Origin of the sequence: Methanolobus sp. WCC1 (genome assembly GCF_045690315.1) — an archaeon.
In the GTDB taxonomy this organism is placed as follows: domain Archaea; phylum Halobacteriota; class Methanosarcinia; order Methanosarcinales; family Methanosarcinaceae; genus Methanolobus; species Methanolobus tindarius.
In genome coordinates, this window is the sequence record NZ_CP146979.1 from 920,056 (window position 1) to 935,058 (window position 15,003).

16 protein-coding genes are annotated in these 15,003 nt (G+C 40.5%); 6 read left to right on the forward strand and 10 right to left on the reverse strand.

Annotated elements, in window-relative coordinates; all coding sequences use genetic code 11:
• Positions 1-146: 146 nt before the first annotated feature.
• The 4 genes from V7O61_RS04665 (at position 147) to V7O61_RS04680 (ending at position 2,555) form a co-directional block, all read left to right on the forward strand.
• Positions 147-716, forward strand: a complete 570-nt coding sequence (locus tag V7O61_RS04665) for a hypothetical protein (protein ID WP_407347450.1) — start codon at positions 147-149, stop codon at positions 714-716.
• A 144-nt stretch (positions 717-860) separates the two neighbouring features.
• Positions 861-1,742, forward strand: a complete 882-nt coding sequence (locus V7O61_RS04670; RefSeq protein ID WP_407282583.1) for a shikimate kinase — start codon at positions 861-863, stop codon at positions 1,740-1,742.
• A 128-nt stretch (positions 1,743-1,870) separates the two neighbouring features.
• Positions 1,871-2,158, forward strand: a complete 288-nt coding sequence (locus V7O61_RS04675; protein ID WP_023844201.1) for a chorismate mutase — start codon at positions 1,871-1,873, stop codon at positions 2,156-2,158.
• A 10-nt stretch (positions 2,159-2,168) separates the two neighbouring features.
• Positions 2,169-2,555: an AIR carboxylase family protein gene (locus V7O61_RS04680; protein ID WP_023844200.1), complete on the forward strand. Its 387-nt coding sequence runs from the start codon at positions 2,169-2,171 to the stop codon at positions 2,553-2,555.
• On the opposite strand, the gene V7O61_RS04685 is transcribed toward V7O61_RS04680, so the two are convergent.
• Both V7O61_RS04685 and V7O61_RS04690 read right to left on the reverse strand, forming a co-directional pair.
• Complete coding sequence (locus tag V7O61_RS04685) at positions 2,552-3,364, reverse strand: methanogen output domain 1-containing protein (RefSeq protein ID WP_407282582.1); 813 nt, start codon at positions 3,362-3,364, stop codon at positions 2,552-2,554. The genes V7O61_RS04680 and V7O61_RS04685 overlap by 4 nt on opposite strands.
• Before the next feature lie 219 nt (positions 3,365-3,583).
• Positions 3,584-4,381, reverse strand: a complete 798-nt coding sequence (locus V7O61_RS04690) for an ATPase domain-containing protein (protein WP_048135055.1) — start codon at positions 4,379-4,381, stop codon at positions 3,584-3,586.
• 277 nt (positions 4,382-4,658) lie between these two features.
• On the opposite strand from V7O61_RS04690, the gene V7O61_RS04695 reads away from it, so the two are divergent.
• Positions 4,659-6,386 carry a 2-oxoacid:acceptor oxidoreductase subunit alpha gene (locus V7O61_RS04695; RefSeq protein WP_288069442.1) on the forward strand — a complete coding sequence of 576 codons (1,728 nt, stop codon included), beginning with the start codon at positions 4,659-4,661 and terminating at the stop codon, positions 6,384-6,386.
• Positions 6,387-7,241 carry a 2-oxoacid:ferredoxin oxidoreductase subunit beta gene (locus V7O61_RS04700; RefSeq protein WP_023844196.1) on the forward strand — a complete coding sequence of 285 codons (855 nt, stop codon included), beginning with the start codon at positions 6,387-6,389 and terminating at the stop codon, positions 7,239-7,241.
• A gap of 11 nt (positions 7,242-7,252) precedes the next feature.
• Here V7O61_RS04700 and V7O61_RS04705 read toward each other — a convergent pair whose 3' ends face one another.
• From V7O61_RS04705 to trmY, 8 genes are all read right to left on the reverse strand, one after another.
• Positions 7,253-9,823 carry a PAS domain S-box protein gene (locus V7O61_RS04705; RefSeq protein ID WP_407282581.1) on the reverse strand — a complete coding sequence of 857 codons (2,571 nt, stop codon included), beginning with the start codon at positions 9,821-9,823 and terminating at the stop codon, positions 7,253-7,255.
• 207 nt (positions 9,824-10,030) lie between these two features.
• Positions 10,031-10,627 carry a HemK2/MTQ2 family protein methyltransferase gene (locus tag V7O61_RS04710; protein WP_407282580.1) on the reverse strand — a complete coding sequence of 199 codons (597 nt, stop codon included), beginning with the start codon at positions 10,625-10,627 and terminating at the stop codon, positions 10,031-10,033.
• 9 nt (positions 10,628-10,636) lie between these two features.
• Positions 10,637-11,446: a 16S rRNA (adenine(1518)-N(6)/adenine(1519)-N(6))-dimethyltransferase RsmA gene (rsmA, locus tag V7O61_RS04715; protein WP_407282579.1), complete on the reverse strand. Its 810-nt coding sequence runs from the start codon at positions 11,444-11,446 to the stop codon at positions 10,637-10,639.
• A 14-nt stretch (positions 11,447-11,460) separates the two neighbouring features.
• Positions 11,461-12,057 (reverse strand): DUF655 domain-containing protein, encoded by a 597-nt coding sequence (locus tag V7O61_RS04720; protein WP_023844192.1) that lies wholly within the window; start codon positions 12,055-12,057, stop codon positions 11,461-11,463.
• Positions 12,058-12,136: 79 nt separating this feature from the next.
• The gene (locus V7O61_RS04725; RefSeq protein ID WP_023844191.1) at positions 12,137-12,490 is read right to left on the reverse strand and encodes an RNA polymerase Rpb4 family protein; all 354 of its coding nucleotides are present in this window, start codon (positions 12,488-12,490) and stop codon (positions 12,137-12,139) included.
• 162 nt (positions 12,491-12,652) lie between these two features.
• The gene (locus tag V7O61_RS04730; protein WP_023844190.1) at positions 12,653-12,946 is read right to left on the reverse strand and encodes a 50S ribosomal protein L21e; all 294 of its coding nucleotides are present in this window, start codon (positions 12,944-12,946) and stop codon (positions 12,653-12,655) included.
• A 66-nt stretch (positions 12,947-13,012) separates the two neighbouring features.
• On the reverse strand, positions 13,013-14,305 hold the full coding sequence (locus V7O61_RS04735; protein WP_407282578.1) for a tRNA pseudouridine(54/55) synthase Pus10: 1,293 nt from the start codon (positions 14,303-14,305) through the stop codon (positions 13,013-13,015).
• 82 nt (positions 14,306-14,387) lie between these two features.
• Positions 14,388-14,984 (reverse strand): tRNA (pseudouridine(54)-N(1))-methyltransferase TrmY, encoded by a 597-nt coding sequence (trmY, locus tag V7O61_RS04740; RefSeq protein ID WP_407282577.1) that lies wholly within the window; start codon positions 14,982-14,984, stop codon positions 14,388-14,390.
• Positions 14,985-15,003 lie beyond the last annotated feature (19 nt).

Here is a 15,003-nt window from a genome sequence, read left to right on the forward strand (position 1 = left end):
ATATACTAAAACTTATCCCATATAATATGGGGTATATATTTTGGTCTGCGAAATTTTTTTGCATTTAGCTTATACGATCGATAACCGACCGTTTTTGCAATACTTTTATGATACCCTCATTGTGAGGAGATGGGAATGTGCCTTTGATGAGTATAATAGGATGTATGGAATATGAAAAAGAAATTGCCAGGATACTGGCTGAAGATAAGACCATAGAGCACATCATCGTAGTAGATGATTCAAGTTCATCTGAGCTGGTGTCTGATCTTAAGCATATGGGTGTGAAACCAAAAGTGCTGTATCCGGAGACAATCCCTCCGGGACTCAAGAAAAGTAAAAGTTTTAATGTGCTGGTCACACTTCAGGATGATACTGTTTACAAGTCCCCACAACATCTCAAAAATGAGACATGTGAAAAAATAAAGTTCTACGGACCTGTTTCAAATGGTGTGCTTATGTACTCCACTTCATGCGGTAAATTATTACAGGAAGAAGGAGTCGATTTCCACAACAGCAAGTTTATTCTGGAATTATTGTCTGAAGATGATACTAACAATAGTGCATATTTGAAAGAGAAACTTGACGAATGCCTTGCTGGTTCCGCCAGAAAAAGGGAAAAACAGAACGAGGCTAAATCTCTTGACATGGAGGAAAAGCACAGGGTTTGTTACAATAGATTAAAGGACATGATCCTGACACCAAAGACAAATTCATAAGTCATGTGTGGTATTTCTGTTTTCATTCCTGTAAACATTATTCTTTAATAGTTTACAGTACTGGTATGGGTAAAATACAGGGTTTTGCAGAGTTGTACATTTTAATCCAAATCCTGGATTTTTAAAGGATAACAGGGTAACATAATGGTAGCAAAAGGAAGTGCTTATGCACTTGGTGCAGGTACGGTAATAAACGCAATAGCCACATGGAAAGGTGCGGCTTTTGGTATCGATCTGAAGACATTTGCTGATGTGGAACTCACAGATGAAACAACATCGATAAGCGGCAGCATTCAGGGAATGCCTGACGCGGATACACAGCTTATTGAAAGATCGGTTTCATATGTACTTGAGCATTTTGGAATTGAGATGGGTGGCACAGTAACTACTCGATCAGAGGTTCCTCTTGCAAGTGGTCTTAAAAGCAGCAGTGCAGCTGCAAATGCTTCGATTCTTGCAACTCTGGATGCCATTGGCGAGGAGCTGGATCCTTTTGATGCTGTTAAAATGGGTGTACAGGCTGCCCTTGATTCAAAAGTGACAATCACCGGTGCTCTGGATGATGCATGTGCATCCTTTTACGGTGGTTTTGTAGTAACTGACAACAAAGCCATGGAACTTTTGAAAAGGACAGAGCACGACTATGAGGTGTTGATATTTGCACCTGATGAAAAGTCATTCAGTTCAGGTACCAACGTAGATAATTCAAGGCTGATAGCCCCATGGGTTGATATGGCATTTGACCTTTCCATGGAAGGCAAGTTTGAAAAGGCAATGACACTTAATGGTTTTCTTTACTGCGGCGCCCTGGGTTTTGACACGGAATTCCTGATGCGTGCTCTTAATATTGGTGTTGAAGGAGTAACACTTTCAGGTACAGGTCCTTCATTTGTTGCACTTGTAAATAATGAGCAGGCAGGTATTCTTGAAGATGTCTGGAAAGGCTATAATGTCAGCGGAAACGTGATAAGGACAAAAGTAAATAACAAAGGTGCTCATAAAGGTGCATGCTACGAAACAGCATAGCTTAATTTGTATAATTTGAAAAATAACATTCAATAACCGTCACTCATCATCAATAAACAATGATTGTAAATCAAAATCATATTCTTAAGTTGTAGTAATAAATAGATGTTTTTACATGCGGGGTATACATGTCCACTATCAAAGAAGTACGCACGGAAATAGAACAGATTGATAGCGAGATCATGCAGCTTATTCATAAGCGGGTAGGTATGGCTGCTAAGGTACTTGAAGCGAAGAAACAGGAAAAGATCAATATTAACGATCCGACACAGAATAATGTGGTTCTGGATCGTGCAGCAGATGCTGCAATAGAATTGAATCTTGATGTTTCTGCGGTAAAAGAAATATATAATATATTGATAAGGATGAACATCGAGCGTCAGCAGGAGCTGAGAGGCGAAGGTAATCTTCCTTAGGAGGTAAGAAATGGTTGATATTGCAATAATAATGGGTTCCGAATCCGATCGTTCTGTTGCAAACAGAGTGACCGGAGTGCTTGATGGTACGGATTATTCATACGATGTCCAGGTAATTTCAGCTCACCGTAACCCGGACAAACTGGATGAGTATGTTTCTCAAAGTGATTCAAAAGTATACATTGCCATAGCAGGATTGTCTGCAGCGCTTCCGGGTGTCATTGCATCAAAAACAAAAAAGCCTGTAATCGGCGTTCCTGTGAGCGCAAAAATGATGGGTCTTGATGCATTGCTTTCAACAGCTCAGATGCCGCCCGGCGTTCCGGTAGCAAGTGTTGGTGTTGACAACGGCGCAAATGCTGCCCATCTGGCAATAAGAATATTGGATCTTATCTAATATTCTATTTTATTAAGCTGGAATAAACATTGTTCATCCCCATTTCCCATTGTTTCAATGGCCTCAACTTCAAGTTCCTGATCATAGGTGTCAAGAATTCTTGAAAATATTCCTCTTGAAATGGTACAAAGAATTGGGTTAAGCTGAGCTTCTTCTTTTCCCCAGGGGCATACATTGCCTTTAATAAGGAATACTGTATTTTCCTCCTCGCCGGGACCTGATTCAAAATTGGCGCCAAGCTGGTTGATGATATTACAGCATATATCTCCAATTCCCTCATGTCCGTTCTCACGACTTCCAGAATCTGTATTTTCAAGAATAGATTCCACTACCATGTCTATCATCTGGTGAATAACAACACTCTTCTGTTCGGCTGGAAGTGTGCGAAGTAATGTCGGAATAATCTGTGTGAGAACTGATCTTATTTTGTTCTGAAGGTTTAGTTTATCCCTTTCCTCAAGCAGATCATAGTGCATCTTCTTCAGTTTCAGCAGTGAATTAATACGCGTAAGCAGTTCCATTTTGTTTACAGGTTTTGTCAGGAACTCATCAGCACCAGCCTCTATTCCGGATATCCAGTCATCTCTGCCGGAAAGTGCGGTGACCATAATAACAGGAATAAACTGGGTTTCAGGATCACCTTTTAACTTTTCACATACCTGATATCCGTTAAGATCCGGCATCATAACGTCCAGAAGAATAACATCAGGTTTTTCCTCGGGAACAAGATCAAGTGCGTCTCTGCCGTTTGTAGCAGATACGATAGAGTAATCATCTTCCAGATATGCTTTAAGCAACTCTATATTCATGATCTCATCGTCAACGATGAGTATTTTCGGATTATCAGTAAGAGTAATGGTGAGGTCTCCTGGTGCGTTTTGTTGGATGGTTTGAACTAGTTTTCAGTTCAATTATATATTTAAGTTTTTATTATATATACCTAATGCTTTTTAAGGTAAAATAATAAAATATGTAAAAAACAGATTGAAAATCTACCTTAACTATTACCTGTAAAAATGCAGGGAGAATCAAAGTTCAACAAGTTTTGCCTTTGAACCTTTAAGGCTGATTCCTGCAGACGTAATATCAAATATTGTAATATCAAGGGATATTTTTGTGCTTCTCATCTTTGGTATGCTTAAGAAACGTTCATTTTTGCCTGTATATGGATTTTCCTTAACCATGAGCTTGACAGAACCGTATGTTGAATAATCTGCAATCTTATGAGTCATCTCATAGGCAGCTTCATCCATTATGTAAAGAGCTGTTGTCTTCTGTTTTGCAAGCATACGGTTAATAGTATCAAATTTATCCCTGAATTCCTTTGGCATCAGACCAAATGCAAGCACTCCTATATTATCAATAACAGCCACATCTGTATCTTCAGGTATCAATCTGACGAGGTCAATTATGTCAATTTCCTCAATGTTAAAACCTTCCTGATCAAGTCTCATATGCCTGTCAAGATGGGTTTCTTCGATAATGTCAATCTCAGTATCACTGAAGTCATCAACGAGGTGAGCTTCCCGGGCTATTGAACGGGTTCTAAACTCTATGACCTGTTTTATTACAAGCTGTCCCTTCTCTATAAATGATTCCAGTCCAAGGCCAAGCATTGCAGCCTGCTCCAGTACGTCTTCCGGAGTTTCTTCAGTTGCAACCATTACACACTTTTTGCCGTCCATGCATGACTTATGGAGAAAGTGCAATCCAAAAATAGTTTTTCCAGCACCCGGTACACCTGTAATAAGGATTCCTTTACCTCTCGGATAACCGCCACTAATTTTTTTGTCAAGGTTTGCTATTCCTGTGGGCATTCTTTCCATATGTATCACGTCAGACTGTATAATTATCATTTTTCAACGAATTATATATTATTAGGGATAATATATTATATAAATATATTCTTAGATGGCTCCCAATAGCTAATTTTGGTAACAGAATAATCATAAAATGGTATTATGTGTAAATAGTGCAAAACATCGTGTTTTTTTAAGAGTTAGATTCAGTTTTTTGCGAATGTTTTTATATATTAGCCTCAGAAAATAAGAAGGGATTGGTATCATTACCATCGGGTATAAAATAATAGTATAGGGGATAATCGTGACAATAGATCTCAATATTAAAGTAGGGGGTGCAGCCGGCCAGGGACTTCAAACCACCGGCATGGCCCTTGCCAAGACATTAAAGAAAAGTGGATTCCATGTTTTTGCAACGCAGTATTATCTTTCCAGGGTGCGCGGCGGACACAACACATTCAAAATTCGTATAAGTGATTCTCCAATTGCTGCAATGAATGAAGGTGTGGATCTGCTACTTGCACTGGATTCAGATTCCATCGACAAACACCTCTCAGAAGTAAACGATGGTGTGGTGGTTGTTGATGCGGATAACGTAAAAGTAAACAGCAGTTCCGAATCTATTTTCCACGTTCCGATGCTGGAAATCGCAAAGGACGTTTGCGGTGACAAAATATATTCCAATTCAGTTTCCATGGGTGCTGTGATTGGTCTTCTGTGTCTTGACCTGTCTAACCTTGAGGAAATACTGAAAATTTCTTTCAAGAAAAAAGGCGAGGAAATTATACAGAAAAACATTAGTGCTGCAAGAGCAGGTTATGATTTTGTTAAGGAAAATTACCCCGGTGGCTGCAAGTTTGCTATAAATGATCCCGGGGAGAAGGAAAAGATGATGCTCATAAGCGGTAACGAGGCAGTAGGCCTTGGTGCCCTTGCTGCAGGAGTACAGTTCCTTGCTGCGTATCCAATGACTCCTTCAACAGGTGTTATGACCTATGTGGCTGCAAATGCGGATAAATTTAATGCTGTTGTGGAACAGGCAGAAGATGAGATTGCAGCACTTAACATGGTACTTGGTGCTTCTTATGCGGGAGCTCGTTCCATGACTACCACTTCTGGAGGAGGATTTGCCCTTATGACTGAGGCTCTTGGATTGGCGGGCATCACAGAAACTCCGGCTGTAATATTCCTATGTCAGCGTCCAGGTCCTGCAACAGGTCTTCCAACTATGACTGAGCAGGGGGATCTTCAGTTTGTCCTGACGGCTGCACAGGGTGAATTTCCAAGATGTATACTTGCACCGGGAACGCCGGAAGAATGTTTCTATCTGACTGCTGAAGCTTTTAACATTGCTGACAAATACCAGATTCCTGTATTTGTGCTGAGTGACCAGTACCTTGCAGATTCTCTTTTCACTTCAAAGAGATTTGATCCATCAAAAATAACTGTGCAACGTCACCTTCTTTCCGATCAGGATCTGAGAACAAAGAAAGAAAAGTATAAACGCTACAAAATTACTCCCATGGGAATATCTCCGCGTGCTTTGCCAGGTCAGGAGGGAGTTCTTGTTCTTTCTGACAGTGACGAACATGATGAGTTCGGTCACATATGCGAGGATGCGGAAAACCGCATAAAAATGAATGATAAGCGCATGAAGAAACTGGAACTTCTCAGTGATGAGATATCCGTTGCCAGAGTTTATGGCGACCCCGGCGCTGAGATTTCTCTTATAGGGTGGGGTTCAACCTGCGGTCCTCTTGCAGAGGTTGTGGATATTCTGAAATCTCAGGGTAAGTCGGTAAATCACGTCCATTTCACTCATATCCATCCGCTTCCGGTTGAAGCAACCAGGAATTTATTCTCTAAAGCTAAAAAGACCGTTTGTGTGGAGAATAATTCCACCGGGCAGTTTGCCCGACATCTCAAGCTGGACGCAGATGTGAAAGTAACTGAAACAATTCTTAGATATGATGGAGAACCCTTCAGTCCAGAATTCATAATTGCTGCCCTTAAGGAAAAGGAGGTGATCTGAGTGGTCAGCATAGAAGATTATGGTAACTTTGAAACAGCATGGTGTCCTGGATGTGGTAATTTTGCAATTCTGAAATCTATCAAGCAGGCACTTGTAAACCTTGGACGTTCACCTCATGAAGTACTGGTGGCATCAGGTATCGGTCAGTCAAGTAAAACTCCGCATTACCTTAATTGCAATGGTTTTAACGGACTTCACGGACGTTCATTACCACCTGCAACAGGTGCCAAGATTGCCAACCATGAACTTACTGTAATTGCTGTAACAGGTGATGGAGATTGTTATGGTGAAGGAGGGAACCATTTCCTGCACACCGTCAGAAGAAATCCTGACATAACAATGATTGTGCATGACAATCAGATTTACGGACTTACAAAAGGGCAGGCTTCGCCTACAAGTGAGATTGGTATGAAGACAAAGGTGCAGACCCATGGTGTGTTTAACATGCCACTGAATCCATTGTCTCTGGCTATATCCCTGGATTGTTCTTTTGTGGCCCGCGGGTATGCCGGAAAAGTCTCACACTTAACCTCCCTGATTGAAAAGGCCATTGAACACAAAGGTCTTTCACTTGTTGATGTGCTGCAGCCATGTGTCTCTTTCAATAAGCTGAATACGTTCAAATGGTATTCTGAAAGAGTCTATGAGATGGATGATGCCGGTTATGAGTTAAACGATCGCGTGAAAGCATTTGAAAAGTCAATGGAATGGGGTGAAAAGATTCCTCTGGGTGTTTTCTATGTGAACGAGAAACCATGCTTTGATGATTATCTCGATGTTCTCAAATCAGGCCCTCTTTACAAGAATCCGCCAGCGACAGAAAAAGTGAATGAACTTATAGACGGCTTTATATGAGCCGTTCTTTATTATTCTTTTAAAAAGGGTAATGTGAAGGTGAAGTTACTTCCTTTTCCTTCTTCACTTTCTACAGAAATAGTCCCTCCATGCAGCTCCACAATCTTTTTCACAATTGATAATCCAAGACCTGTACCCTGGTATGTTCTTGCCGTGGATGAATCTGCCTGATAGAATGGTGTAAAGAGTTTTATCTGCTTATCCTTAGAAATCCCAATTCCATCATCGATGACTGATATTTTCAAAAAGCTTTCATTTACACTAATGTCTACTGTGACATGCCCGCCGTTTGGTGTGAATTTGATTGCATTGCTCATCAGGTTGTAAAATATCTGCTTGAACCTGATTTTATCGGCATATATGGAAATGTCCTGGTCAATTTCAAAATTAAGCTCTATATTTTTCTTTACAGCAAGAGGGTCGATTATGTTGTAAACATTTTTTATTACTTCATTAACATCAAAAGTTTCCATATACAGGTCCATTTTTCCTGCTTCGACTTTGGAAAGATCCAGAATATCATTAATAAGTTCCAGAAGGTGCTTTCCACTTGTAGAAATATGGCTTGCAAAACGTTGCTGTTTTTCAGACATGTTTCCAAAATTGCTTTCCTGAAGCATCTGTGAATAACCTATTATTGCATTTAGCGGCGTTCTGAGTTCATGACTCATGGTTGCCAGAAATTCACTCTTAGTACGGTTAGCCTGTTCTGCTTCGAGTTTTGAACTAATAGTTGCTTGCTCTGCCATTTTCCTTGCAGTGATATCTTCTACGCTGACAACTATCTTTGGCTCATCAGGAATTTCGATATAGGCAGTTGAAACCAGTACATTGAGTTGAATGGTTTTACCAGCCGGGTCAAGTATCGTGGTTTTACCTTCCCTTTTATGAATATTCTTTTTAGTTACAAATGTTTCAATGGCAGAATCGTTAAATATGCACTTAATACATTCTTTGTTAGTTCCACAACCATTGCCTTTTTCTGAATTTATGCAGTCAAACACTTCTCCGGCTTTAAGGCCAAGCATGTTTTCTTTTTTTCGCTGCAACATTTCTAAACATGCATTATTCATATTCTCTACAATTATTTCTTCATTGAGCAGTACCATGGGTATTGGTGCAAGGTCGAATATGCTGTCAAGCATATTCTTTTGTTCCATTAATTCTTGCTCATTCTTTCGCCGTTCACTGATGTCACGGGTTATTCCAAGAAAATATCTGAAATTGCCTTCATCATCGAGTACTGGATTGATGTGCATTTCAGTCCATACTGTAGATCCATCTTTGCATGGCTGTTCAACTTCCAGTTTTCTGGGTGTATCGGGAACTACGCCTTTTTTGAATTTCCGGAAGAATTCATTCCATTGTTTCATTGCCTGAAGGCCGGATTCATTTGCAATTCTGTTTTCAATGTCCTGTTCATAGATTTCTTCAGGGCTGTATCCTCTCAATTTCTGGACAGAAGGGCTGACGTATAAGAGTTTTCCCTTCTCATTTATCATCCAGATTACATCATTGGCATTCTCTGCTATGAGCCTGAACATCTCCTCGCTCCTTTTCAGAGCATTCTCTATCTCTTTCTGTTCAGTAATGTCGGAACATACGCCAATGGTTCCCTGAATTTTTCCTGTATCTCTGTGATAAATTGGAAGACCATGTTCGATCCAGTATTTGATTTTCCCATCTTTGTTTATCATCCTGTATTCGGCATCGAAACTTTCACCATTCAAACGATACGCATCTATTGTCTTCATTACTCTTGGAAGGTCTTCGGGATGCACGTGTTCTGACCATGAATCAAGATTATTTTTGATTTCTCCCTGTTCATATCCAAGGTGTTTATCAATATCTCCAAACCATTCCATCTGGTCTGTTTTCATGTCCCATTCATATATCAGGTCACTAACACATTGTGCAGCTATCCTGAAACGTTCTTCAGCTTTTCTCCTGGAATTGATGTCACGGATAACTCCTATAAAATGTTTAAAATTAAAATTATCATCAATTATAGGATTGACAGTAAGTTCTGCCAGTATTGTTTGAGAGTTTTTACAAATTATCTCTATTTCAAAAACAGGTGGATCATAAACTACTCCCTTGCTCAATTCAGTTGCAAAGTGTGTGATCATATCTACACAATACACATATGATTCCTTTGTAATCCATTCTGAAAGATTCTTCTTAACAGCTTCATCCTGTGTAAATCCTGAGATCTTTTCTATGGAGGGGCTGAAATAGGAGAAGTCTCCTTTCATATCCATTACAAAAATTGCATCATTTACATTTTCTGTAATAAGGCGGAATTGATCATCATTTTTCTCAAGAAGGGAATCAAGATGTTCAAGTGTATGTTTGAGTTCGATTTTTGAGTATGGTTCTTTAATATACCATACATTTTCTTCATTCTCTATTGTTTTAAAAAAGAAGTCATCGGGGTTTGATACTATGAACAGGATAGGTAAATTGCTGGAGGATGCGATTTCTATTGCTTCTTCTACGTATTTCAGGTCATTGTTCCCAACTCTGGAGATAAATACTAAATTGTTTCCCGATTCAGGGATTTTAGGCTTACCATCATCCACGTGACATATGGAAAATACTTGATGTATCTCCTTTAGTTCTCTTTCAAGCCGATCATGGTTTTTTTTCGCAAAGTCGAGAATTATCGCTTTAATCATTTCTACCAGTTATTCCCTTGCCATAGCCAATTTCAAGAGATAAATCTTGGTCATATTTTATGCAAACATAATATATAATACCCGGCTATACAAATGTGTGCCGGTATTTTATCAGTGATCCATTGCATTTGCCATGATGACCACCAGATTTTCAAAAGAGCATTTTTCACTGGCAATAACCCCTGCTTTGAATGAGTGTTTTCCCATTTCCTCAATCACTTCGTCTATGCCTGTTATTGATGAAATCAGCATAAGGATAAATCCCTGAGGTTTGAGGTAGTTTCCAACCTGTTGCATAAAAGGGTCTACGTCCTTGCGTCCATCCAAGCCGCCGTCAAAGGCATAGTTAAGCCACCCTGGTACTTTTTCCTCATTTGATGTGGGGAGGTAAGGAGGGTTGAATATCACAATATCAAATTGTTTTTTTCCTTTAAGGCCGCAGAACATGTCAGTTCTTATTACCTCTATTCCGTTTGACTTTGCACATTTTGCAGCTATTGGACTAATCTCAGTGGCTATAAGGCTAATAGTCCTGTTGGCTTTAAGAACAGCGGATACAAAACCAGTTCCGGTTCCAATCTCCAGAACGTTCATACCATCTTTAACAAGGTCAAGCGCAGTATCTGCAAGTAGATATGAATCTTCAGCAGGTTCATAAACCTGCTCGGCCAGTGTGACCCTTGCGCTTCGGTGTTCAATTGTAACCATAGACAAATGTTATTTTTCTTTATGTCTGAACATCATATTCGCAAGTTTTGCGAATTGTTCCGGTTCAAGATTCTCTGGCCTTTTATCAAGCAATTCCTGTGGTAATTCATTTATGAATTCTTTCATATCTTCAATTCCCAGAAGCTGTTTGTTCCTGAGTATGGAATTTCTCATCTTCTTTCGTCTCTGTCCGAAAACAGCAGTGACAAAATTAAGGAAATATTCCTTGTTCAGAACTTCAAAATGGGCAGGACGTGGTTTTATTTCCACGACAGCTGAGAGCACTTCAGGAGGGGGAGAGAACGCTCCTCTGGGTATTTTCATTATCATGGAAGTATCAGCAAAATAGTGTGCATTGACTGACAGACGACTGTAATCTTTAGAATTGGCTTGGGCCACAAGTCTCTGTGCAAATTCATACTGGTACATCAATACTGCCAGTTTAAAATCGTATTTGAATAGCTTAAATGTAATTTCAGATGAGATTGAGTAAGGAAGATTAGCAACGACTTTGTCAAAAGCCGGGAAATCAACGTTAAGCACATCTCCGTTTATGAGTGTGAAATTATCAGGCTCTCCAAAGCGGTCCTTTAGTACAAACACAAGTTCAGGATCTCTTTCGATTGCAATAACATGGCCGGCTTTTGCCATTAGCCTTTCAGTGAGGTTTCCGATACCTGCACCGATTTCCAGTATTGTCTCATGGGGCTGTATGTCTGCTGCATCGACAATCCTGTCAAGGATTCTTTCGTCAATCAAAAAATGCTGGTCATGGTATCCACCGCGGATACCATATTTTCTGAGTATCTCATAGACCAAGAAACGAACACCTTTTAGTGATTACGTGGGCGGCGTGAAGGAGTTGTGAAAAGCCTGTATTTGATATTCTCATCCTTCAGCTCTTCTATTATTCTGTTGACTATGACTTTTTCAGGTGAATGCACTCCGCCGACTCTTTCATGTAGTTCGGCCAGGGTCTTGAAAGTCCCTTTCTTCCTTTCATCAATAATAGCCCACATAAGTTTCTTTCCGATTCCCGGCAGTAATTCAAGCATGTGAAGCCTGTTTGTGATTGGATGTGCATCGTTAAAGAATTGTACAAACCTGTCTTCGTCATGTTTTACAGTCATTTCCAGAATGTATGGTAACTCAAGCTGAGCTCCGTGACTAAGATCTGTATATGTGACACGATGCTTTACGTGGTCAATAAGATCCCTGTCACCGTCTCCTATGTAGACTCTTGCCTGGATATCCGGTACTTTTCCTTCTTTTGGTACAAGTTCCATAAGAACGAAATGTTTCTCTCCAACTGCCTGGACAAGAGGCTTCTTTTGATATGAAGGACGTTTATCGTCGGTGCTTCCATATGGAAGATAATCTAAAATCCATGCGTACTCTTCTTTCTCAGGTGGTTTTCCCCTTGCTGGCATATATCATTCCCTCATGTGGCATACCTGTTGCTACTGCAACTACTCTCGATGTAAAAAAAGGGGTGTATCGAATATAAATCTAATCCATTGCTTCTTCAACAAGGTTTAGCATTTCATCGAGTTCTTCTTCGGTAAGTGTGAATCTTTCCTTCGCGTAAAGTGATCTGAGTTCATCTCTTGACTGTGGCATGACATCTGCAATTCTGATTGCAATCTCAGGCTTCATTTTTTCCAGCTCAAGAAGTTTATTTACAAGATCTCTTGCTTTTTCCGGAGTTGTCTTTGAGAACATCTCTGCATGGTTGATAGCTTTACGCAGTTCATAGCCCAACTCTTCCTCATTGCTGAGGCGTTCTTCCATAATCTCGTGCAGCATACCCTTAACTTCAGGCAGGGTCAACAACTCTTCACTAAGAACTTCTTTTACTATCATTGATATACACTCTATGCATTAGTTGGATTAAGGCCACATTGGAATGGCGATGTAATTACAAGATTAATTCGGGATAAAATATTATCGCTAAATATACACAGTAAAGATATATCTAACGATAAATAAAGGTAATCCAGGTATTACACCTGAATTATTTGTGAATTAGTATTTCTGTGGTTTAAGGTGCTGTGGTAGGGATATAAGTTCCTTCATTGCGTTTCCGTCCCTGATCTCAAGAGTGTAGGCACGTCCGCGCTGTCCGGTGATCTTTCCTGTCTTTCCCTGGAACCTTGCGTGTGGCATTCCCTTCTGTACGCTAGGGTCAATGTCTATGTGAACCATCTGACCGCAGTCGAATTCCTGGATTGCCTTGCTTATTGGTGAAAGTCCTCTTTCTCTTGAGGTCTTCTTTAACTTGTATCTTGTGCAGTGTTTTTCACCGTGTGATGTTGCCATGATTATTTTCCTCCATTGAAAATATGATTTTGATGTATGAATTGTATGTAAGTCCTTAAGACTTGTTTATATGTCTACCTTTATGACGTTGAGTTCATCAACCTTTGCCTGAATGCCCAGAAGCCCTGTAAGACTCGGTTCGGTTCTTCCATCATCTCCTGATGTAAGTTCCTTGACATACAGGCCGCCATCACAATGCACTTCAATGATAGCAAATTCCTCTGTTTTCTCAACAAGTTTCATGTTGTGGACATATCGTTTCCTGACAAGGTCCGCTCTTCTGTGGGCCACTCTCTGCGGAGTCCTCTGATGTATCTGTACTCCGATAAGTGCTGTAATAGCATCTTCCAGTTTGTCCGTGGAAACAGGCTCTTTGAATGTAACTTTAAGGTTATAAACTTTATCCGCCTTTGAGGACTTCAGAGTCTCAATTACTGCCTTCTCAACAATTTTAAGTCCTTCAACCTCAACCTTTCCATCTGCAAACTTGTTAATCTTCTTTTCAAGTTCCCAGACATCTATGCTGCGTATTTTCGGGCTGACCGCTTCTACTACAAACGGCCTTCCGGTACCAAGCATGAGGGCATCGATATCTTCCCTTCCGGCACCATGGAATTTTGAATCCATCGCCTCTGTCATCCCAACAAGCTCCTTGCCTATGAGTTCATCTACAGATTCAGGATACTGCTTACCAGTGTTGTTACAATCCTCGCATCCCCTGCCGCCGCAGCTTCTGCATGGCCATCTTGTCTGTGGTATTCCTCTGACAAGTTTCCTGTACCTTCCCTGGATGTAGAGTGATTTGACCTGTACGCTTGTGCTTTCATCCGCAATGTCAAGGGTTATAACAAGATCCGGTCTCTCAAATTCCACTTCCTTGCCGGTACGTGCGGAAATGAGCTTACCAACCTCACGGTTCATTTCAGTTTTGAACTGCTCGGCCTGTGTAATGCCGCATTCACTCCAGAGTATTTCCTCATTTTCCCCAATAAGCCCACTGACCTTAGTACCTACAAGAAATGTTGAATATTCCCTGTCTCCGATACTTGTAACCGCTCTGTCTGCCCAGGCATCGAGATTATCGAAGATTCCAAGGCATACCCAGCATTTCTCATCCTCACCTTCGATCCGCAATGTCTTTCTGGCGTAATGACTGCTTTTTGCAAGTTCTTCCATGATAGAATCATCGCCTGACTCTTTGAAGATTGCGTCGCCTTCCATTGCCAGGGCCAGCTTGATAGCTTTCCCTCTTTCAACATTGGTAAGGCCCGTGGACAATTTGGCAAACTGCCTGCCCATACAATGGTCGCAGATGGGGCCTTCTTCAATTATTTTCTTAGCGGTTTCAAGTATGCTCATTGGATCACTTTGTAGTTTATAAAGGGGATTTAGGATTTGCTTAAATAGGTACTATATAATATAACCTTTTTTGACTATTTGATTATGCCTCTCTCATGTCAAGTTCATTGTGGATGATTATCATACAATGGTCTGAGTGCAGGGAAATAGGTCCGATATTAAGAGTGCATTTTGCAACCCTGTCAATCATTACCTCTTCTTCCTCGGTAACACCCATGTGATCTCCAAGAATAAACACAGCATCTGAGTTAAGTTCAGAGTATTCTCTGATATCCTCGCCATCTTCTTTCAGGTAGTAAATATCCCTGCCTGCTTCACTGAACTCATTGAGCAGCTGTTCAAGTCCTGCACGGCGTATGTATACTCCTGGAGTTGACTGTGTCTCATATTCAATTGCATCCTTTTCCAGTGCTTTTTTGATCAGGGATCCACTACTTCTTTCATCAGGATTGAGATATTTAAGCTTCTCACCATTGAATCTGACTACTTTAGCAGGCTCAGGCTCTCCCTGAAGCACAAGGTGGACATTCACATCACGCCTCATTCCATGTGAAAGGAAAAGTGCTGAATTAACACATCTGCAGAGTATGTCCATTCTTCCGGCAGATCCGGGCAGATCGTTTAAGGAGAAATCTCCGCTTGTCAGTGCTTTATGTCCTATTATCACAAAATCTTTCATTGAATTTCCTCAGTTATAA

Excerpts from the sequence above, each read along its gene's own strand:
- V7O61_RS04665 (WP_407347450.1), top strand. The coding sequence starts at position 147 with ATGAGTATAATAGGATGTATGGAATATGAAAAAGAAATTGCCAGGATA.
- V7O61_RS04670 (WP_407282583.1), top strand. The coding sequence starts at position 861 with ATGGTAGCAAAAGGAAGTGCTTATGCACTTGGTGCAGGTACGGTAATA.
- V7O61_RS04675 (WP_023844201.1), top strand. The coding sequence starts at position 1,871 with ATGTCCACTATCAAAGAAGTACGCACGGAAATAGAACAGATTGATAGC.
- V7O61_RS04680 (WP_023844200.1), top strand. The coding sequence starts at position 2,169 with ATGGTTGATATTGCAATAATAATGGGTTCCGAATCCGATCGTTCTGTT.
- V7O61_RS04685 (WP_407282582.1), bottom strand. The coding sequence starts at position 3,364 with ATGAATATAGAGTTGCTTAAAGCATATCTGGAAGATGATTACTCTATC.
- V7O61_RS04690 (WP_048135055.1), bottom strand. The coding sequence starts at position 4,381 with ATGGAAAGAATGCCCACAGGAATAGCAAACCTTGACAAAAAAATTAGT.
- V7O61_RS04710 (WP_407282580.1), bottom strand. The coding sequence starts at position 10,627 with ATGGTTACAATTGAACACCGAAGCGCAAGGGTCACACTGGCCGAGCAG.
- V7O61_RS04720 (WP_023844192.1), bottom strand. The coding sequence starts at position 12,057 with ATGCCAGCAAGGGGAAAACCACCTGAGAAAGAAGAGTACGCATGGATT.
- V7O61_RS04725 (WP_023844191.1), bottom strand. The coding sequence starts at position 12,490 with ATGATAGTAAAAGAAGTTCTTAGTGAAGAGTTGTTGACCCTGCCTGAA.
- V7O61_RS04730 (WP_023844190.1), bottom strand. The coding sequence starts at position 12,946 with ATGGCAACATCACACGGTGAAAAACACTGCACAAGATACAAGTTAAAG.
- V7O61_RS04735 (WP_407282578.1), bottom strand. The coding sequence starts at position 14,305 with ATGAGCATACTTGAAACCGCTAAGAAAATAATTGAAGAAGGCCCCATC.
- trmY (WP_407282577.1), bottom strand. The coding sequence starts at position 14,984 with ATGAAAGATTTTGTGATAATAGGACATAAAGCACTGACAAGCGGAGAT.